The sequence below is a fragment of the Burkholderia sp. BCC1996 genome, from assembly GCF_905339955.1.
Classification (GTDB): domain Bacteria; phylum Pseudomonadota; class Gammaproteobacteria; order Burkholderiales; family Burkholderiaceae; genus Burkholderia.
Genome location: NZ_CAJPHM010000037.1, coordinates 47,476 through 67,404, shown reverse-complemented (window position 1 = coordinate 67,404; position 19,929 = coordinate 47,476). Strand labels below are relative to the sequence as shown.

Here is a 19,929-nt window from a genome sequence, read left to right as displayed (position 1 = left end):
GAAGGAGACGATCAGTTCGCGCAGAAACGGATTGCTCTCATCGATCTTGCGGCAGGAAAACGGAAACAATCGCAGCATGGCCACACCTCGTTCGATCGCTTCCAACGCTCTCGCTGCCGCTTCCACATCACGTTCGAGCAGGTATCGATACAGGCGCATCAAGTCTTCGCGCGCCACGCGCGTATATCTGACCTGATAGCTCAATCGGCCGCCTTCTTCGAACGAGCCGCTTTGAGCATGCTTTCTAGCTCACGCTGAACATCCGCGGCATCGACGTATTCGCCCGTGCGTCTCGCCTCGTCGCGCGACGCCAAACCTCGTTCGACAAATTCGCGCTGCAAGCGTCGCCGTGCAATGCCATCGCGCAACGCCGATTCCATGAACGCTGACAGCGTCTCGTTTTCTGCCAGGACCGATTCCGCCTCCTCACGCAACTGCGGATCGACTCGCAGCGCGGGCATCGTGGCCGTTTTCATCGCATTCCCCATGCATTACACATGTAATGCATGGTAGCACATACCCCAAATCGACGGCAGTCGGCCGTTCGGTCTGGCCCGGCCGTAGAGGGAACGCTCACACCCGCGCTGCCACCATCCCCCGCTCCGAGCGCGTCCACGCGACGAGCGCGCCGATCCCGAGCAGCGCGAGGCACACGATCGGCACGATCATCGGCCCGAACGCCGTGCCCGTCACCTTGCCCGCGAACGGCATCAGGTTCTGGCTGAAGAAGCCGCCGAGGTTGCCGATCGAGTTGATCGCCGCGACGCTCGCCGCCGCACGCGCGCCGGTGAAGTAACGCGGCGGCATCGACCAGAAGCACGGATACAGCAGCGGGATGCACGCCCCGCCCAGCACGAGCGCGACGAAGCGCAGCGGCGTCGACGGCAGCACGAGGCTCAGCAGGAAGCCGAGCGCGCCGAGCGCCGCGACGATCGCGATCGTGCGCAGGATGCTCTTCGCACGACGCAGCTTCGACGGCAGCCACACCAGCAGCACCACCGCGAGCGCCCACGGCAGCATGCTCAGCAAACCGTTCGTACTGCTCGACACACCGAACGATTTCACGAGCGTCGGCAGCCAGTACGTGACGCCGTACAGCGACGTCGACATCAGCATGTAGGTCGCCGCGAACAGCATCACGCGCGGATCGAGCAGCGCCTTCCACGGCTGCGCATGCTCGGCCTGCGCCGGCTTCTCGCGCTCCAGCGCGGCCGCGACGATCTGCTTCTCGCGTTCGTCGAGGAACGGCGCCTCGCGGAACGACGCCGGCAGCACGCGGAACACGACGATCGCGACGATCACGGCCGGGATGCCCGTCGCCACGAACACCCACTGCCAGCCCGCGAGCCCCCACACGCCGTTCAGGCTCAGCAGCACACCGCCGACCAGCGAGCCGAGCATGTTCGCGAGCGCACTGCCGAGCGTGAAGATGCCGAGCACCTTCGCGCGATAGCTCTGCGGGAACCACAGCGTCAGGTAATAGATCACGCCCGGATAGAAGCCGGCCTCGGCGATCCCGAGCAGGAAGCGCAGCGAACAGAACGCGGGCATCGAAGTCGTGAAGCCCATCAGCACGGTGATGAGGCCCCACGTCAGCATGATCCGCGCGAGCCACACGCGTGCGCCGTAGCGATGCAGCGCGAGCGTGCTCGGCACCTCGAACAGTAGGTAGCCGATGAAGAACAGCGACGACGCGAGACCGAACGCGGCCTCGGTCATCCCGAGGCTGTGCACCATCTGCAGTTTCGCGAAGCCGACGTTCTGCCGGTCGATGAACGCGATCAGGAACATCACGACGAGGATGGGCATCAGGCGCCGCGCCATCTTCGACATGATGCGCTGCTCTTCGGCGGACGCGGGGTCCAGGGTTTCGGTGGCATTCACTGCGGGCTCCTCCGTGAAGCAGTTGCTTGTCGGTTGAATCGGCGCCGCGCGCGATGCATGCGCGGGCGCGGTGGGGTTCGAGGAAATCGGGATCCGGAAACGAATGACCGCCGTCGTCAGCCGGTCCGGTAGTCGTCGAGCATCGGCGCGAACATCTCGTGCCACGCGCGCGGCTTCGCCTTGATCGTGCCGGCGAGATACAGGAATTCGACGTAGTCCATCAGCTGGTTCGGCCGCACCGAGAAACGCGTGTCAGGCGCGGCGAGCATCTGCATCACGTCGTCGTGCGACACGGCGACACCCGACGACGCCGCATACAGCGCGGCCGCCGCGCGCGGGTCCTGCGCGATCAGGCGGTTCGCTTCGTCGAGCGCGCCGAGAAACGCCGCGGCCAGCGCGGGCTCCGTATCGACGAGCCGCTTCGGCGCGAACACGACGTCGAGCGTCAGCGGGCCGAGCACGTCGACCGAATTCACGACGCGATGAATGCCCGGCTGCCGCAATTCGAGGGTCGAGAACGGCGGCGACGTGAAGTGCGCGGTGACGCCGTTCTCGCGGCGGATCAGCGCCTGCATCGCCTGCGGATGCGGGAGGTTCACGGTGATCGAGTCGAGCTGCGCGAAATGCCGCGCGCCGAGCTGCCGGCTCGCGACCATCTGCAGCACGACCGCCGACAGCGACGTGCGGATGCCCGGCACCGCGATCCGGTCGGACGGCGTGAAGTCGCGCAGCGACGTCAAGCCCGGACGGTTTGCATTGAGCGACAGCGAGGTCGTGGACAATCCGCTGATGCCGATCACCTCGACGTTCGGAATCCCGCGCGCCCGCGCCCACAGCTCGATGAAGCCCGGCGCGCCGGCACCCGCGAAATCGAGCGTGCCGGCCATCATCGCGTCGTTGACGGAATTGCCGCCGTCGAGCAGCACCCAGTCGACCGCGACGTCGCGCAGGCCGTGCCGCGCCGCATGCCGCTCGAACAGGCGCTGCTTCTCCATCACGAGCAGCGGCAGGTACAACACGCCATAGCCTTTCGAGATCCGCACCGTGCGTGGCTTCGCGCGCACCAGCAACGGTGCGCCCAGCATACCGAGGCCGGCGGCGAGCAACGCGCGGCGGCGCGGCGACGTCTTCATGCGCATGCCTCCATGCGGCGCGCGACCAGCGGCAACGCGGCAGCCGGCGTCAGGCTACGCCGTGCATCCGGCCGCGCCTTCGTCGTGCCCGTGACATGCTGCATGTTGCCGTCTCCTCTGGTATTAATGCCGTCGTCGCTTGCTCCGGCTGAACACAGGTTATCGAGCGAGTCTGAGAAAATACTGACATCCCGCCCCCGGGAAAACCCCTAACCCCTCACCCTGCAAACGGCACCATGCGCATTCTCGTCGTGGAGGACGATGCCGAAATCGGCGCGGCGATCCGCAGCCGCCTCGCGCGGCTCGGCCATGCCGTCGATCTCGAAACCGACGGCTCGACCGCGAACGGCCTGCTGCGCGTCGAGCGCTTCGACCTCGTCGTGCTCGATGCGAACCTGCCGGGCCTCGACGGCTTCGCGGTGCTGCGCAACCTGCGCGCGTCGGGCAGCACGACGCCGGTGCTGCTCGTCACCGCGCGCTCGGCGATCGACGACCGCGTGAGCGGCCTCGGCCTCGGCGCCGACGACTATCTCGTGAAGCCGTTCGACTACCGCGAGCTCGATGCGCGCGTCCAGGCGCTGCTGCGCCGCAACAGCGGCCATGCGAACGACGTGCTGACGCTCGGCGGCCTCGTGATCGACCGCAGCAGCCGGCTTGCCGAACTCGACGGCCGGCCGCTGTCGCTGTCGCGCCAGGAATTCGCGCTGCTGGAGATCCTCGCGAGCCGTCCGCAGCGGATCTTCTCGAAGGACGAACTGCTGAACCAGCTGTTCAGCTTCGGCAACGAGCCGACCGCGAACGCGGTCGAGCAATACGTGACGCGCGTGCGCAGGAAGCTGCAGGGCAGCTCGGTCGAGATTCGCACCGCACGCGGGATGGGGTATCAGATTGCCGCGCACTGACTGGTTCCCGAAGACGCTGTTCGGGCGCACGCTGCTGTTCATCGCGCTCGTCGTCGCGACCGGCGCGCTCGCGCTGGCCGCGATCGCGCGCTACTACGCGGGCGTCGCGGCCGAGCGCGCGTACGACCAGCTGCTCGCCGGCGCGTCGATCCAGGTCGCGGAGAACCTGTACGTGCAAGGCGGCGTGCTCGCGCTGAACCCGCCCGTCGCCGCGCTGTCGACGCTGTCGCGCTACGACCTCGTCTACTACAAGGTGGTCGATTCGCGCGGCGTCGTCGTGGCCGGCTACAACGATCTCGCGAGCCCCGCGACGCTCGCGGCCGCGAAACAGGGCCCGTCGTTCGCGAACGCCGTCTACCAGGGTCACCGGATCCGCACCGCGACCATCGCGCGCTACATGCCGGAGGAAAGCACGCCGGGCTGGGCGCTCGTGACGGTTGCGCAGACAACCAATGCGCGGCAACAGCTGACGAACGACATGAGCATCAAGGTGTGGACGCTGATCCTGCTGATGAGCGTGCTCGCGATCGGCGCGAGCGGCCTCGCGATCCGGCGCGGGCTGCGCCCGCTCGCGCAGATCGGCACGATCATCGCCGCGCGCGACCCGGCCGACCTGCGGCCGGTGGCCGTCGACACGCCGAGCGAGATCGACGCGATCATCGGGTCGATCAACGGGCTGATGCGGCGGCTCGCCGAGCGGATCAACGCGATGCAGCGCTTCATCGCCGACGCCGCGCACCAGATGCGCACGCCGCTCGCGCGGCTCGACGCGCAGATCGAACTGCTCGACGGCGAAGCCGATCCCGCGCGTCATGCGGCGCGGCTCGATGCGTTGCGCGCGACCTGCTCGGACGTCGGGCGTCTCACCGGGCAGTTGCTCAATCATGCGATGGTGATTCATCGCACCGAGGTCGTGCCGCTGCAGCCCGTCGATCTCGTCGCGCTCGCGAAGGACGTGCTCGGCCGCACGATTCCGCTCGCGGACGCGCGCGACGTGGCCGTCGCGTTCGCGAGCAACGCGCCGCATGCGTGGATCGACGGCGACGCGATCAGTCTGCAGGAGGCATTGTCGAACGTGCTGCACAACGCGCTGCTGCACGGGCATGCGGACGATATCGTCGTGTCGGTCGCCACCGCGGGCAACGCGGATCGGGCGGTGACGCTGACCGTCACCGACAACGGGCGCGGCATTCCGCGCGAGCATTGGGACGCGGCATTGCAGCCGTTCGTGCGGATCGCGCCGGACGGCAGCGAACGCCGCACCGGGTCGGGGCTCGGGCTCGCGATCGTGCAGGAAGTGATGAAGGCGCACGGCGGGCGCGTCGGGTTCGCGTTTCCCGATGCGGGCGGATTCGCGGTAGTGCTGACGTTTCCGCGGCCGGCAACGGCGCACGCCGGTCACGCATGAATCGGCGGGACGCGGCGCCCCTTCCGTCGACTACGCCGCGACCGCCTCCCCGCCGAGATACGCATCGCGCACACGTTCGTCGTCGAGCAGCGTTTTCGCGGGCCCTTCGAGCACGACGCGCCCCGTCTGCAGCACGTATCCGTAATGCGCGATCTCCAGCGCGAGGCTCGCGTTCTGCTCGACCATGAACACCGTCACGCCCTGCCGGTTGATCGTGTCGATCAGTTCCAGCACCTTGTCGACGTAGAGCGGCGACAACCCCATCGTCGGCTCGTCCATGCAGATCAGCTTCGGCCGCGCCATCAGCGCGCGCGCCATCGCGAGCATCTGCTGCTCGCCGCCCGACAACGTGCCCGCGCGCTGCGCGAGCCGCTCGCGCACGCGCGGAAACAGTTCGAGCACGCGCGCGTAGTCGTCGGCCACCGACGTACGATCGCCGCGCGTATAGGCGCCCATCAGCAGGTTCTCGCGCACGCTCATGTCGCCGAACAGCCGCCGCGCCTCGGGCACGGCCGCGATCCCGCGCCGCACGCGCTGCGGCGTCGCGAGCGCGGTCACGTCGTCGCCGTCGAAACGCACGACGCCGCGACGCGGCCGCATCAGCCCGAGAATCAGCTTCATCGTCGTGGACTTGCCGCTCGCGTTGCCGCCGAGCAGGCTGACGATCTGCCCGCGGCCGACTTCGACGTTCACGTCGAAATGCACCTGCACCGGGCCGTAGAACGTGTCGAGGTGTTCGAGTTTCAGCAGCGCGTCGGTCATGGTCGTGTCGGGTCCGGAAGAAGGTGCGCTCATGCGGCCGCCTGCACGGTGCGCTCGGCCGTCGTGCCGCCTGCATGGCGGCGACCGAGATAAGCCTCGATCACGCGCGGATCGTGCCGCACGTCGCGTGGCGCGCCTTCGGCGATCTTCACGCCATTGTCGAGCACCATCACGCGGTCGGACACGCGCATCACGAGTTCGAGCTTGTGCTCGATCAGCAGGATCGTCAGGCCGCGCGTCTTCAGCGACTGGATCAGTTGCAGCATCTCGGCGGTCTCGGTCTCGTTCATCCCGGCGGTCGGCTCGTCGAGCAGCAGCAGGCGCGGATGCAGCGCGAGCGCGCGGCCGATCTCCACGCGCCGCCGGTTCGCATACGACAGGCTGTGCGCCGGATGATCGATGCGCGGCGTGAGCCGCTCGCCGAACCCGGCGATGATGTCGCGCGCCTCGTCGCGCAGCGCCGCTTCCTCGCGCCGCACCGACGCGGGCCGCACGAGCGCGCGCCACACCTCGGCCGCCGCGCCGAGCGCCGGCCAGCCCGGCCGCGCCGCGCGCAACCGCGCGTGCGCGCCGATCAGCACGTTGTCGAGCACGCTCAGGTTGCCGAACACGCGGCCGTGCTGGAACGTGCGCGCGATGCCGAGCGCCGCGAGCCGTTCCGGCGGCGTGCCGGTGATGTCGCGGCCGTCGAACGTCACGCGGCCGGCATCGGGGCGGTCCGCGCCCGCGATCAGGTTGAACAGCGTCGACTTGCCCGCGCCGTTCGGGCCGATCACGCTCAGCAGCTCGCCGTCGGCGAGCGTCAGGCTTGCCGCGTCGAGCGCGGTCACGCCGTCGAAGCGACGCGTCAGGCCGCGCACGTCGAGCAAGGGTCGAGTGGTGGTCATCGCATTCCTCCTCATACCGTGCCGAGCAGGCCCTGCGGCCGGAACCGGACGAGCAGCAGCAGCACGAGGCCGTAGATCAGCATCCGGTAGTCGGCCGCCCAGCGGAACAGCTCGGGCAGCCCGATCAGCGCGATCGCGCCGACGACGCCGCCGAGCACGTTGCCGAGCCCGCCGAGGATCACCATCGTCAGCGCGAGGATCGACACCTGCGAATCGAAGGTCTGGTGATTGATGTAGCTGTACAGGTGCGCGGCGATGCCGCCGCTCACGCCGGCCGCGACGCCGCCGACCGCGAACGCGATCGCCTTGTAGCGGTTCGGCGCGATGCCGTGCGCGCGCGCGGCGACGTCGTCCTCGCGCACCGCGCGCAGCGTGCGGCCGAGATGCGAGCGCAGCAGCCGCACCTGCACGAGCGCGAACGCGAAGAGCACCGCGAGCGTGAACCAGTACGCGGCGCGCGCGGTCGTCGCCCACGGCAGCGGCGCGATGCCGGTGATGCCGAGCGGGCCGCGCGTGAGGCCGTCCCAGTTCAGGATCACGAGGCTCACCACTTCGCCGATCCCGAGTGTCGCGATCGATACGTAGTGCCCGCGCAGCCGGAACGCCGGATAGACGAGCAACGTGCCGAGCACCGCGGTGATCGCGCCCGCGCACGGAATCGTCACGGCCGGCGACCAGCCGAGATCCGACGACAGCAGCGCCGACGCATACGCACCGATCACGAGCAGCGCGGCGTGGCCGAGCGAGATCTGCCCGACCGTGCCCGCGACGAGCGTGAGGCTCAGCGCGAGCAGCCCGTACAGCCACGCGTTGGTCAGCGTCTGCAGCACATAAGGCGATGCACCGAGCCACGGCAGCACGGCCGCCGCCACGATCAGCACGACGAGCACCGGGCGTGGCACGCGCACGGCTTTCGCGGCCGCGAGGAAGGTGCCCGTCATCGGCTCCGGCGGCAGCGCGCGCTTCCCGCTGAACAGGCCATTCGGCCGCCACACGAGGAACACGATCAGCAGTCCGAACGCGAACAGGTCGCGATAGCTGGTGCCGAACAGCGCGACGCCGTAGCTTTCGACGAGACCGAGCAGCAGGCTGCCGGCGATCGCGCCGGGCACGTTGCCGAGCCCGCCGATCAGCAGCGCGACCACGCCCTTCAGCGTCGCCTGGAAGCCCATCGCCGGATCGATGCTGTTGTAGTACATGCCGACCAGCAGCCCGCTGACACCGCCGAGCGCGCACGCGATCGCGAACACCGTCTGGTTCACGCGATCGACGTCGACGCCCATCTGCAGCGCCGCATCGCGATCCTGCGCGGTCGCGCGCACGGCCCAGCCGAGCCGCGTGAAGCGCAGGAAGCCGTACAGCAGCGCGGCCGCCGCGAGGCCGATGCCGGCGATCAGCAGGTCGAGCGCACCGAGCGTCGCGCCGGCGATCCGCAGGTGCCAGTCGGGCAGCGGCGTCGGCACCGCACGCGGGTCCGCGCCGAACGCGAGTTGCGCGAGCTGGTCGAGGATGAAGCTGATGCCGATCGTCGCGAGCAGCGGCGCGATGCGCGCGGCGTGGCGCAACGGCCGCAGCCCGACCCGCTCGATCGCGATGCCGAGCGCGCCGCAGCCGACGACGACCGCCGCGAGCGCGGCCGGCAGCGGCAAGCCGAAGCGCGTCAGGCACAGCCAGCCGATGAAGGCGCCGACCATGTAGACCGAGCCGTGCGCGAAGTTGATCAGGTGCGACACGCCGAAGATCAGCGCGAGCCCCACCGCGAGCAGCGCGTAGATGTTGCCGACGATGAGGCCGTTGAGCGTGTAGTCGAGCCAGGAAGCTATCACGATGCGTCCGTCATTTGCATGCGGTTCCGGGTCGGGGTCAGCGCGCCGCGAGCTGCGGCTTCGCGCCGTCCCACAGCGCCCACTGCCCCTGCTTCACGACGAGATACACGGTGCGTGCGCCCGCGACGCGGCGCGTCTGCGGATCGAAACGCACCTTGCCGAAGATCACGCTCGGCACGTCGCTCACTTTCTCGAAGCCGTCGTGCGCGGCCTGGCGCGTCACGCCGTAGCGGCGCAGCACCTCGGCCGACAGGATCAGCGCATCGTATGCACGCGCGACGAACGAATCGGGATCGGCATGGAATTTCGCGCGATAGCGCTGCACGAACGCCTGCACCTCCGGGCGCGGTTCGGCCGGGAAGAAGTTCGATTCCGTATAGACGCCTTCGACGGCCGTGCCGCCGAGTTCGAGGAACTTCGGCGAATACACGGAGCCGACTGCCGCGATCGGCAGCGTGAGCCCCGACGTACGCGCCTGCCGCACGATCTGCGCGCCGTCCGCGTAGTAGGAAATCAGCACGATGGAATCGGGCTTCGACGCGCCGATCCGCACGAGCGTCGAGCGGAAATCCTTCTCCGCCGGCTGGTAGCCTTCGGCCGCGACGACCTGCGCGCCGAGCCCCGTCACCGCCTTCGCGAAGATGTCCTTGCTGGTGCGGCCCCAGTCGGTGTTCAGGTACAGCACCGCGATCCGCTTGAAGCCGAGTTCCTTCACCGCGTAGCGCGCGAGCAGCGGCTGCTCCTCGGCCTGGCTCAGCGCGGTGCTCCACAGGTAGTCGCCGCCCTTCGTGAAATCCGGATGGGAGTTCGTGAAGCCGAACTGGATCAGCTGCCCGCGCTGGTAGATCGGCGACGCGGCCATCGACGTCGCGCTGGAAAAGTCGCCGAGCTCGATCACGATGCGCGGGTCCGCGACGAATTTCTGCGCGATCGCCACCGCCTGACGCGGATCGCTGCGGCTGTCCTGGAAGTCGACCGCGAGCGGCCGGCCATGGATGCCGCCGCCGCCGTTGATCTCGTCGAGCGCGAGATCGAAGCCGCGCTTCCATTGTTCGCCGTATTGCGCGTCCTGCCCGGTGAGCGGCCCGCTCACGCCGATCACCACCGGCTCGCCGGACACGCCCGCCGCGAGCGCGCCGCCCGTCGACAAGCCCCATGCGGCAGCGAGTGCCGCCACCGTGCCCAGCACGCTCCGCCATGCGCCGCGTGCGTCGTTCCCCGAAACGTTCATGCGTCCCCCCAGCTTCAGTCAGTCGAAAAGAGTGAGGGCATGTAACCATCCGGTTCAGGGCGTTCCAACGAAGTTTTGCGCATATCGATATCGTGCGCGGCGCGAAGCGCAACGTCACTGCCACGGTCTCCTGCACGGCGCGTCCCGCGCGACGCATCGGCATGCGCTGCAGCGCATTGATTCGATTGACGTTTGCCGTCGTGCAGCGCTGCCGGCCGACGCGCATGCATGCACGGCGCGTCGTCCCGGCGCGCGTGCGCTTCGCATGTTTGGCACTGTCGATAGCAAAAATCATTATATGAATCGTGCATGCTCGCACTCCTACAATGCGCAAATCGCATCATCGGAACGCGTCATGGAGTTGCATCAACTCGAAGCCTTTTCCGCGGTCATGTCGGCCGGCAGCGTGACCGGCGCGGGCGAACTGCTCGGCCGCTCGCAGCCGGCCGTCACGCGACAGATCCAGGAGCTCGAAGCCGATCTCGGCTATGCGCTGTTCGACCGGCACGGCCCGCGCGTCACGCCGACGCGCCGTGCATTCCTGCTCTACGAGGAAGTCGAACGCTCGCTCGTCGGCCTGCGCGCGATCGAAGCGCGGGCGCGCGCACTCGGCGAAGAAACCGCCGAACCCGTGCGCATCGCGGCCACGCCTTCACTCGCGGCCACGCTCGTGCCGGCCGCGCTCGCCGCACTGCCCGACGGCGCGCACGCGCCGCACTACCAGTTGCGCAGCGAGTCGGCCGAACACGTCGTGCACGAAGTGCTCGCCGGCACGGCCGATATCGGCGTCGTCACGCTGCCGATGGCGCATGCGGGGCTCGACGTGCACTGGATCGCGCAAACGCCCTGCGTCGCCGTGCTGCCGGCCGACGATCCGCTCGCCGGCAAGCCGCGCATCGCGCTGCGCGATCTCGCGGGCCGCCGCATCGTGACGGTCGCGAACCGGCACCGGTTGCGCCAGCGGATCGATGCGGCATTCGCGGCCGCACGCGTCGACGCGCACGTGTTCATCGAAACCAATGCATCGCTGAACGCGGTGATGGCCGCGCGCGCGGGCGTCGGGATCGGCATCGTCGACCCGGCGACCGGCGTGGCACTGCCGGTCGACGGCGTCGTCGCACGACCGCTCGATGTCGACATCCCGTTCGCGTTCGGTGTCGCGACGCCCGCCGGCAAGACGCGCACGGCCGCCGTCGAGGCGCTGCTCGACGCGCTGCAGCACACGACGCGCGCGCTGCTCGACGACGTGACCTTTCACGATGCATCCGTGCACGACGCGTTGTTGCGAGGCGACCGGTTGCGCATCGATCGCCCGCCTCGCGCGACGCGCGCCACACGAACCGCACGCACACGCGGTACCCGCCCGGAGGCCGCATGACGGCGACGCCCGACACACCCGACGCACCCGACACGCTCGACGCACTCGAAGCCCGCCTCGCCCAGGACCTGCGCTGGCTCGACCTGCCCGCGCCATCGTGGGTGCCGCCGCGCGACGTCGACGGCACGCGCGTGCTCGACGTCGCGATCGTCGGCGGCGGAATGGCGGGGCTCGCGGCCTCCGCCGAACTGCGCCTGCTCGGCATCGACAACCAGTGCGTGATCGACCGCGCACCGGCCGGCTACGAAGGCCCGTGGATCACGTTCGCGCGGATGGAGACGCTGCGCTCGCCGAAGCAGCTCACCGGCCCCGCGCTCGGCCTGCCCGCGCTGACGTTCCGCGCGTGGTTCGAAGCAGGATACGGCCGCGACGCGTGGGATGCGCTCTACAAGATTCCGCGCACGCAATGGATGGAATACCTGCGCTGGTATCGCCGCGTGCTCGACCTGCCGGTGCGCAACGACACCGCGCTCGTGGCACTGCGTCCGCGCGACGACGGCCTGCTCGCGCTCGACCTGCGCGCGAACGGCCACGCGCAGACCGTGCTCGCGCGACACGTCGTGCTGGCGACCGGCCGCGACGGGCTCGGTGGCCCGTACGTGCCGCCCGTCGCGCAACGCGCGCCGCGCTCGCGTTGGGCCCATTCGTCCGAGCCGATCGATTTCGCTTCGCTCGCCGGCAAGCGCGTCGGCGTGGTCGGCGCGGGCGCGTCCGCGTTCGACAATGCGGGCACCGCGCTCGAAGCGGGCGCCGCGCGCGTCGACCTGTTCTTCCGTCGCGCGGACATTCCGCGCATCAACAAGCTGACGGGCATCGGCAGCCCGGGCCTCGTGCACGGTTATGCCGACCTCGACGATGCGACGAAGTGGCGCTTCATGCACTACGCGCTGACGTCGCAGACACCGCCGCCGCGCGACAGCGTGCTGCACGTGTCGCGGCATGCTCACGCACACTTCCATGCAGCCAGCCCGATCGAAACGCTGGTCGAACACGCGGACGGCCTCGACGTCGTCACGCCGCGCGGCCGCTACACGGTCGACTTCCTGATCTTCGCGACGGGCTTTCATTCCGACTGGACGACACGCGCGGAATTCGCGTCGTTCGGGCCGCATGTGCGGCGCTGGAAGGATCGCTATCAACCGGAACCGGGCACATGGCTCGACGAGCTCGCCGAGTCGCCCGATCTCGGCCCCGCGTTCGCGTTCCAGGAACGCGAGCGCGGCGCCTGCCCGGCCGTCACGCGCATCCATTGCTTCAACCATGCGGCGAGCCTGAGCCACGGCAAGCTGTCGGGCGACATCCCCGCGATCAGCGCGGGCGCCGGGCGGCTCGCGCGCGGCATCGCGAGCCGGCTGTTCGACGCCGATCGCGACCGCCACTACGACGCGCTCGTCGCGTTCGCGACCGCGGAGCTGCAGGGCGACGAATGGCGCGACGCCGACGCATGAGCGCCGCCGCGCTCCACGCTACTCACGACGACTGGAATCCATCACGATGACCGAACCCATCCCGCCGGCCGCCGCGCCGGATACGATCGACGCCGTCGCCGGCCTGCGCGAAGGCGATGCCGTGGCCACGCTGCGTCGCGCACGCGACAAGGTGCTGCTCCATACGCGGCTCAGCGAAGCCGCGTTGTTCGACACCGCGCTGCCCGATCTTTCGTTGATCGAACGATTGCATGCGGCACGCTATGTCGCGCAGCGCTCGAATGCGCACGCACTGGCCGCAACCTATCGCGCACGGCTGATCGATGCAGGCGGCACGCCCGACGACATCGCCCGCGCGGACGCCGATGCGTTCGACGCACTGCCCACGCGCCTCGGCGCGCTCCTCGCGCATGCGCGGCGCCTGACGCGCTCGCCCGCCGACGCACGCCCGTCCGATCTCGACGCACTGAAGTCGGCCGGGTTCACGACACCCGCGATCGTCGCGCTGTCGCAGCTCGTCGCCTTCGTCTCGTATCAGCTTCGTGTCGCGGCAGCGGCGCAAGCGTTGCAGGCGCGTGCCGCCCGGGAGGCCGCATGACGATGGCCACGCACGGTTTCACGTCCGCCACGCTCGGCTGGCGTGCATGGCTCGACACGGTGCCGCTCGAGCGCGCCACGGCCGACCAGCTCGCGGTGCTCGAAGCGAGCCATCCGCAAGCGAAAACGTCGGACTACTACCTGCTGCTCGTCCACCTGCCCGACATCCTGCGGCAGCGTTCCGGCGTGTTCAACGCGATCATGTATGGTCCCGGCGGACTGTCGCGCGCGGAACGCGAGCTGGCAAGCACGGCCGTGTCGCGCGTGAACGGCTGCGTGTATTGCGCATCGGTGCACGCACAACGCTTCGCGCAGCTCGCGAAACGCACCGATGCGATCGACCAGGTGTTCGACGATCCGTCAACAGCCGGCACGACCGCGCGCGAACGCGCGATCATCCGCTATGCGGTCGCGCTGACCGAGCGGCCCGACACGGTGGACGAACGCGACATCGCCGCGCTCGAAGCCGAAGGGCTCACCCACGAAGAAATTCTCGACCTGTCGCACGCCGTCGCGATCTTCGCGTGGGCGAACCGGCTGATGCTGACGCTGGGCGAACCGGTGTTTCCCGAATCCGCAGCGGGCGACTGACACGCCGCCGCGCCGGCGCTGGCGCAGGCGACCACACCGGCCGACGCGCGCCGCCGCGCGTCACGCCTTGTGCGTCGACAACAGAATGCTCGTCTCCGTATTCGCGATCCCGTCGATCAACCGGATCGCGCCGAGCACGCGATCGAAATGCTCGAGCGAATCGGCGTGCAGCTCGGCGACCAGATCCCAGCGCCCGTTGGTACTGTGGATCGACGCGACGTTCGGATGCCCGCGCAGCACCTTCACCACTTCCGCGCCGCGATTGCCCTGCACCGCGATCGACATCAGCGCGCGGATCCGGTGCCGCTCGGCGGCCGGCTTGAGCCGCACCGTATAGCCGACGATCACGCCGTTCTTCTCCAGCCGCGTCAGCCGGTTCTGCACGGTCGCGCGCGCGACGCGCAACGCCTTCGCAAGGGCGACGACGGGCATCCGCGCGTTGTCGCGCAGCAGCGCGATGAGTTGCCGGTCGACGTCGTCGAGCGTAATCATGAACGGACCTTCCTGTTGAACGTGACACGGCCGCCAGCGTGCCGGACGGCACGCATTTCGACCAGCATGATTTGAACAAACTGCCATATCCGGCCAGCAATCTGCCAAGTCTATCGAGAAATCTGCCATTTTTGCCGTCTTTTTGTTGGCTCGACTCACGGAAATAATGACTCCATCGACCGGCCGCATGGGCCGCGACGCCGCTTTTGATGGAGCCGGGGCCCGGGCCGACACGCCCGCCCCGGTCGACCAGAACGCCTGGACACGCGTCCGGGCAACAAAATGGAGACAGACCGATGACCCGCTTCCTCGACGTTCCCGCCACCGCCCGACTGATCGCCCAGACCGGCGTCACGCCGTTCCTGCGCGCGCTCGTCGACACGCTGCGCGCCGATTACCTGCACTGGGCCGACTTCGACAAGTCGCCGCGCGTCGCCTGCCACTCGCGCGACGGCGTGATCGAGCTGATGCCCGTCGCGAACGCGTCGCTGTTCGCGTTCAAATACGTGAACGGCCACCCCGTCAACGCCGCGCGCGGGATGCACACCGTGATGGCGTTCGGCGCGCTCGCCGAAGTCGACACCGGCTACCCGCTGCTGCTCGCCGAACTCACGCTGACCACCGCGTTGCGCACCGCCGCGACGTCGGTGCTGGCCGCGCAGGCGCTCGCGCGCCCCGACGCGCGCACGATGGCGCTGATCGGCAACGGCGCGCAGAGCGAATTCCAGGCGATCGCATTCCATACGCTGCTCGGCATCGACGAGATCCGCGTGTTCGACGTCGATCCGCTCGCGACCGACAAGCTCGTGAAGAACCTCGCCGCTTACCCAGAATTACGCGTCGTGCGCGCCGCGTCGACCGCCGACGCCGTGCGTGGCGCCGACATCGTGACGACCGTCACCGCCGACAAGGCGTATGCGACGATCGTCACGGCCGACATGATCGAGCCCGGCATGCACCTGAACGCGGTCGGCGGCGATTGCCCGGGCAAGACCGAGCTCGACGCGGGCGTGCTGCAGGCGGGCCGCGTGTTCGTCGAATTCGAGCCGCAGTCGCGCATCGAGGGCGAGATCCAGCAGATGCCGGCCGACTTCCCGGTGACCGAACTGTGGCGCGTGCTGCAGGGCGAGACGACCGGCCGCGAACGCGCGGACGAAGTCACGGTGTTCGACTCTGTCGGCTTCGCGCTCGAGGACTACTCGGCGCTGCGCTACCTGTATGCGCTCGCGCAGCAGCACAACGCGGGCGTCGAGATCGCGCTGATTCCGCCGGCCGTCGATCCGAAGAACCTGTTCGCGCTGATCGACGATCCGGCCGCGATCGCGCAGGGTCACGCGGCATTCGTGACCGAAGCCGTCGCCGCGTTCGCACGCTGATCGTCATCCCGGGCGGCCGGCGCGCCGCCCGATTCTCCGCCTGTCTCTTCAAACGTTCATGAATCTCGTATCGATCCAGGCGCCGGCCGCCGTCGTGATGATCCGGCCGCACCGCTTCCTGCCGAATCCGCAGACCGCGGCCGACAACGCGTTCCAGCGCACGGCCGTCGGCGGCGCGCACGACACGCTGTCGGTGTCGGCCGCCGCGCGCGACGAAGTCACGGCCGCCGCGCGCACACTCGCCGATGCAGGCGTGCGCGTGCACGTGTTCGACGATCACGGCGAGCGCGACACGCCCGACTCCGTGTTCCCGAACAACTGGTTCTCGACCCATCCGGGCGGGCATATCGCGCTGTTTCCGATGCATAGCCCGAACCGCCGCCGCGAGCGGCGCGCGGACATCGTCGAGATGCTGAAAGCGGAATACCGCGTGCAGGACGTGATCGACTACTCGGGGCTCGAATACGACGACGTGTTCCTGGAAGGCACCGGCGCGATGGTGCTCGACCACGTCGCACGAATCGCGTACACCGCGCGTTCGCGCCGCGCCGATCCGGTCGCGCTCGAGCGTTTCTGCACGCATTTCAACTTCGAGCCGATCTGCTTCGACACGGCCGATGCGAACGGCAACCCGATCTATCACACGAACGTGATGATGAGCGTCGCCACCGAGTTCGCGATGATCGGCCTCGACCTGATCGCCGAGCGCCGGCGCCGCGACGAAATCGCTCAACGCCTGACCGAAACGGGCCGCACCGTGATCGCGCTCGATCATGCGCAGATCGCGAACTTCGCGGGCAATACGCTGGAGCTGTCGGGCAAGGACGGGCGCGTGCTCGCGCTGTCGCGGCGCGCGTTCGACTGCCTCACCGGCGGCCAGCGCGCGACGATCGAACGCTCCGCGCGGCTGCTGCCGCTCGACGTGCCGACGATCGAGTTGGCCGGCGGCTCGGTGCGCTGCATGCTCGCGGGCATTCATCTCGCGCGGCGGGCCGCAGCACATGACGTGAAGGAAATGGAATCGGTGGCGCGGTAACGCGAATCGGTGCCGCACGCCTGAGCGGACATCCTGCGGCGGATAGCCCGATGGCGCAGCCGGACGACGCTTCGGCCTGAACGGACATCCTGCGCGGATAGCCCGATGGCGCCGCCGGACAATGCTTCGGCCTGAACGAACATCCTGCGTGGATAGCCCGATGGCGCAGCCGGACGATGCTTCGATCTACGAATCAGTTCGAAACATCGTCCGGCCCGTTCATCAACCGCCCAGCAGCTTCAACCCGGCCGGCAGCGTTTCGCCGAACACACGTGCGGTGTCGGCTTCGTCGAACGCAATCGCCTCGCGCACCATGTCGATCCACGCGGCCGACACATTCGCGGAAGACAGGCGCTTGATCACGGCCTCACGCGTTTCGTCCGGCAAATCGCGTTCGCGGTCGCCCGTCATCCGCGCGATCTGCGCGACCGCGAACGCCGCGGGTTCGACCTGCTTCCAGTCCAGCGCGAACAGCGCGTCGAGCCAGCGGTTCGCGACGTCAGCCGGCACGACACTGTGCGCGCTGCCGTAGAACGGCCGGCGCGCACCGATGCGCCCGAGCGCCCATGCGCACAGCGTGCGCTCGGCCGGCTTCTGCAATTGCACGATCAACCGCTCGGCCAGTTCCACCTTGCGCTCGACCGGCAATCGTTCGAGCGATGCCGACAAGCGCGTCATGTCGGCCGGGCCGACCTTGGCCGGGTCGAACGGCAGCTTGCGGCGCTTGTCGTCGGACGGTTCGAGGAACGCGATCGCATCGCGCACCTGCGTCTGCGCGTCGTCGTCGAGGCCGCCGGCCACGCGCCGCCACAACGTCCACCATTCGGACCACACCTGCGCGTCGTTCACGTACTGGATCCCGTCGTCGAACAGCGGCCACAGCTGCTCGATGCGCCACGCATCGAGCGGATGGCCGAAGCCCGGGCGCAGGCAATAGCCGGCGAGGTTCAGCCACGCGCGTTCGTGATCGGCCGAGCGCCGCCGGCGACGCGCGCGCGCAAGCAACGCGTCGAACAGCTCGCGCGCGAGCGCGACGTCCCACTCGTCGCGAGGGCCGAGCACCTGTTCAAGTTGCGCGCGCAACCGTCGCGTGTCCTTCGGCGTGACGTCCGCGGCCTTGCTGCCGAACGAGCGGTCGATCAGCTCGATCGCGTGATCGACGCGCGGATGGCGCGCGAGCGCGGCATCGTCGCCCTGCGCGGGCGCATCGCCGCGCAACTGGAATTCGAGCCGCCAGCGGCGCGCTGCATCGTCGGTCGCGATGCAGTGCATTTCGAGCGTGCCGACCTCGGTCAGCGACGCGGTGAGTTTCACCGGCGTTTCGCGCGCATCGCTACCGGCCTTCGCGTCGACGACCGTCGCGATCGGCGGCAGCCGCACGAAGTCGCCGCCGTCCAGCTCGACCAGATCGCCCGGCTGGTACGCGGTGTCGGCGACCGTCGACACGAGGTGGAAACGCACCGGCTGCCCGAGCTGCAGCGCGAACGTGCGTTCCTCGAGCCGGATCTCGCGGCCTTCCTCGGCACCGCGCGGCAGCAGGCAGACGCCGCGCGCCGCCGTGGCGCCCTCGCCATCGTCGAGCACGAGGAAATAACTGCGCGCGGAACCGCCGCCGATGCGCGGCGCATGCCCCGCCCGCGCCAGGCCATAGGCCACCGCGCCGCGCGCGACCGCCACGTCCGGATGCGCGTTGTGCAACACGTCGAGCGGCGCGCCGCGCCACGCGCCGAGCGTCTGCGCGAGACGGCCGGCCAGCGCCCCCGCGCGGAACACGCCGCCGTTGAGCAGCAGCGTGTCGGGCAGCGGGCCTTCCGCATGACGATTCAGGAACGCGGCGACGTGGCGCGTGACGGCCGGGTCGCTCGCATACGGCAAGCCGAATTCGACGATCGCGGCCCGCGCGCGGCGCGGCAGCTCGCCGGCCTCGACCTGCGGAAAGAAGCCGTCGACGACGATCTGCTCGACTTCCTGCCGCGTCAGCTCGGCCGAGCGCGCGCCGCCGACGAGCTTGCTGCCCGCGCCGAGCAGCGTCACGGTGACGGAGGCCGGCGCGTCGTCGCCGAGCAGCCGCTCCTTCGCCGCGCGACAGCGTTCGACGAGCTGCGACAGGCTCGCGGCCGACAGCCGCGTGCCGGGCTCGGTCAGCCGGGTCTCGACCAGGCGCGCGAGCGCGAGGTCCATGTTGTCGCCGCCGAGCATCAGGTGATTGCCGACGCCGACGCGCGTGAAGGCCGGTTCGCCGTCGTCGCCCGGCGCGACGTCGACCAGCGTGAGGTCGGTCGTGCCGCCGCCGACATCGCAGATCAGCACGCGGCGCGGTGCGGCGAAGGTGTCGCGCAACGTCGCGCGCTGGCCGTACAACCAGTCGTAGAACGCGGCCTGCGGTTCTTCCAGCAAGCGCAGCGCCGGCAGTTTCGCGCGTTTGGCCGCCTCGACCGTCAACGCGCGGGCGCCGTCGTCGAACGACGCCGGCACCGTCAGAATGACGTCCTGCTTCGCGAGCGGCGTATCGGGAAAACGCGCATCCCACGCGGCCCGCACGTGCGCGAGATAGCTCGCGCTCGCGTCGACCGGCGACACCTTGTCGACGCCGTCGGCCGCGCCCCACGGCAGGATCGCCGCAAGCCGGTCGACCGATGCGTGCGACAGCCAGCTCTTCGCGCTGGTGACGAGCCGCCCCGGCACCTGCGCGCCGAGCGTGCGCGCATAGCGGCCGATCACGGCCGGCGGTGCACCGGCCGCATTCGCGTTGGCCTTCGGATCAGCCTTCGCACCCGCCTTCGAATCGGCCGCCCACGGCAACCGCAGCGCGTCCGGCGGCAGTTCACCCGCCGCCGGGTGATAACGCACCGACGGCAGCAGCGGCTGCGCGGCCACCGCGCCGGGGCCGACCAGCTGCTCGACGTCGAACACGCGGATCGCGTCGGAGCCGGCCTCGACGTACGCGACGACCGTGTTGCTCGTGCCGAGGTCGATGCCGACCGTATAGCGCTTCATCG

The 19,929-nt window shown here is 69.3% G+C and carries 18 protein-coding genes; 8 read left to right on the top strand and 10 right to left on the bottom strand.

All coding sequences use genetic code 11. The features are described from left to right. From U4Z64_RS33965 to U4Z64_RS33950, 4 genes are all read right to left on the bottom strand, one after another. The coding region (locus tag U4Z64_RS33965; protein ID WP_321822303.1) for a type II toxin-antitoxin system RelE/ParE family toxin at positions 1–204 on the bottom strand (204 nt) is incomplete at its 3' end. Further along, a complete protein-coding gene (locus U4Z64_RS33960; protein ID WP_321822302.1) occupies positions 201–476 on the bottom strand; it encodes a YlcI/YnfO family protein in 276 nt (91 codons plus the stop codon). The genes U4Z64_RS33965 and U4Z64_RS33960, both read right to left, overlap by 4 nt. Positions 477–573: 97 nt before the next feature. Next, a complete protein-coding gene (locus U4Z64_RS33955) occupies positions 574–1,884 on the bottom strand; it encodes an MFS transporter (RefSeq protein ID WP_044845376.1) in 1,311 nt (436 codons plus the stop codon). Positions 1,885–2,000: 116 nt separating this feature from the next. Then, positions 2,001–3,017, bottom strand: a complete 1,017-nt coding sequence (locus U4Z64_RS33950) for an ABC transporter substrate-binding protein (RefSeq protein ID WP_321822301.1) — start codon at positions 3,015–3,017, stop codon at positions 2,001–2,003. Between the two features lie 236 nt (positions 3,018–3,253). On the opposite strand from U4Z64_RS33950, the gene U4Z64_RS33945 reads away from it, so the two are divergent. Together U4Z64_RS33945 and U4Z64_RS33940 are read left to right on the top strand one after the other, a co-directional pair. Then, positions 3,254–3,919, top strand: a complete 666-nt coding sequence (locus U4Z64_RS33945) for a response regulator transcription factor (RefSeq protein ID WP_044845377.1) — start codon at positions 3,254–3,256, stop codon at positions 3,917–3,919. Then, a complete protein-coding gene (locus U4Z64_RS33940; RefSeq protein ID WP_321822300.1) occupies positions 3,906–5,327 on the top strand; it encodes a sensor histidine kinase in 1,422 nt (473 codons plus the stop codon). The genes U4Z64_RS33945 and U4Z64_RS33940 overlap by 14 nt, the downstream gene beginning before the upstream one ends. A gap of 30 nt (positions 5,328–5,357) precedes the next feature. Here the strand turns inward: U4Z64_RS33940 and U4Z64_RS33935 are convergent, their stop codons facing one another. Genes U4Z64_RS33935 through U4Z64_RS33920 form a run of 4 tightly spaced genes read right to left on the bottom strand, consistent with a single transcriptional unit; the run spans position 5,358 to position 10,033 of the window. Further along, positions 5,358–6,122 carry an ABC transporter ATP-binding protein gene (locus U4Z64_RS33935; RefSeq protein WP_321822299.1) on the bottom strand — a complete coding sequence of 255 codons (765 nt, stop codon included), beginning with the start codon at positions 6,120–6,122 and terminating at the stop codon, positions 5,358–5,360. Beyond that, the gene (locus U4Z64_RS33930; protein ID WP_044845380.1) at positions 6,119–6,976 is read right to left on the bottom strand and encodes an ABC transporter ATP-binding protein; all 858 of its coding nucleotides are present in this window, start codon (positions 6,974–6,976) and stop codon (positions 6,119–6,121) included. The genes U4Z64_RS33935 and U4Z64_RS33930 overlap by 4 nt, the downstream gene beginning before the upstream one ends. Before the next feature lie 11 nt (positions 6,977–6,987). After that, on the bottom strand, positions 6,988–8,799 hold the full coding sequence (locus tag U4Z64_RS33925) for an ABC transporter permease (RefSeq protein ID WP_321822306.1): 1,812 nt from the start codon (positions 8,797–8,799) through the stop codon (positions 6,988–6,990). A gap of 40 nt (positions 8,800–8,839) precedes the next feature. Beyond that, positions 8,840–10,033, bottom strand: a complete 1,194-nt coding sequence (locus tag U4Z64_RS33920) for an ABC transporter substrate-binding protein (protein ID WP_321822298.1) — start codon at positions 10,031–10,033, stop codon at positions 8,840–8,842. 355 nt (positions 10,034–10,388) lie between these two features. Between U4Z64_RS33920 and U4Z64_RS33915 the strand changes: the two genes are divergently transcribed. The 4 genes from U4Z64_RS33915 to U4Z64_RS33900 are packed head-to-tail and all read left to right on the top strand — an operon-like array spanning position 10,389 to position 14,026. Then, positions 10,389–11,411 (top strand): LysR family transcriptional regulator, encoded by a 1,023-nt coding sequence (locus U4Z64_RS33915; protein ID WP_044845383.1) that lies wholly within the window; start codon positions 10,389–10,391, stop codon positions 11,409–11,411. Continuing rightward, the gene (locus U4Z64_RS33910; protein WP_321822297.1) at positions 11,408–12,859 is read left to right on the top strand and encodes an NAD(P)/FAD-dependent oxidoreductase; all 1,452 of its coding nucleotides are present in this window, start codon (positions 11,408–11,410) and stop codon (positions 12,857–12,859) included. Before U4Z64_RS33915 ends, U4Z64_RS33910 begins: the two co-directional genes overlap by 4 nt. A gap of 46 nt (positions 12,860–12,905) precedes the next feature. Continuing rightward, entirely contained in the window at positions 12,906–13,436 is a 531-nt protein-coding gene (locus U4Z64_RS33905) for a hypothetical protein (RefSeq protein ID WP_321822296.1), read from the top strand. Further along, positions 13,433–14,026, top strand: coding sequence for a peroxidase-related enzyme (locus tag U4Z64_RS33900; protein ID WP_124520387.1), 594 nt, complete (start codon positions 13,433–13,435; stop codon positions 14,024–14,026). The genes U4Z64_RS33905 and U4Z64_RS33900 overlap by 4 nt, the downstream gene beginning before the upstream one ends. A gap of 60 nt (positions 14,027–14,086) precedes the next feature. On the opposite strand, the gene U4Z64_RS33895 is transcribed toward U4Z64_RS33900, so the two are convergent. Then, on the bottom strand, positions 14,087–14,518 hold the full coding sequence (locus U4Z64_RS33895; RefSeq protein WP_044845386.1) for an Lrp/AsnC family transcriptional regulator: 432 nt from the start codon (positions 14,516–14,518) through the stop codon (positions 14,087–14,089). Positions 14,519–14,814: 296 nt separating this feature from the next. Between U4Z64_RS33895 and U4Z64_RS33890 the strand changes: the two genes are divergently transcribed. Continuing rightward, positions 14,815–15,894, top strand: coding sequence for an ornithine cyclodeaminase (locus tag U4Z64_RS33890; protein WP_044845387.1), 1,080 nt, complete (start codon positions 14,815–14,817; stop codon positions 15,892–15,894). Positions 15,895–15,952: 58 nt separating this feature from the next. Continuing rightward, complete coding sequence (gene ctlX / locus U4Z64_RS33885) at positions 15,953–16,930, top strand: citrulline utilization hydrolase CtlX (RefSeq protein WP_321822295.1); 978 nt, start codon at positions 15,953–15,955, stop codon at positions 16,928–16,930. A gap of 222 nt (positions 16,931–17,152) precedes the next feature. Here ctlX and U4Z64_RS33880 read toward each other — a convergent pair whose 3' ends face one another. Continuing rightward, complete coding sequence (locus U4Z64_RS33880) at positions 17,153–19,927, bottom strand: Hsp70 family protein (RefSeq protein WP_321822294.1); 2,775 nt, start codon at positions 19,925–19,927, stop codon at positions 17,153–17,155. Between the last annotated feature and the right edge of the window lie 2 nt (positions 19,928–19,929).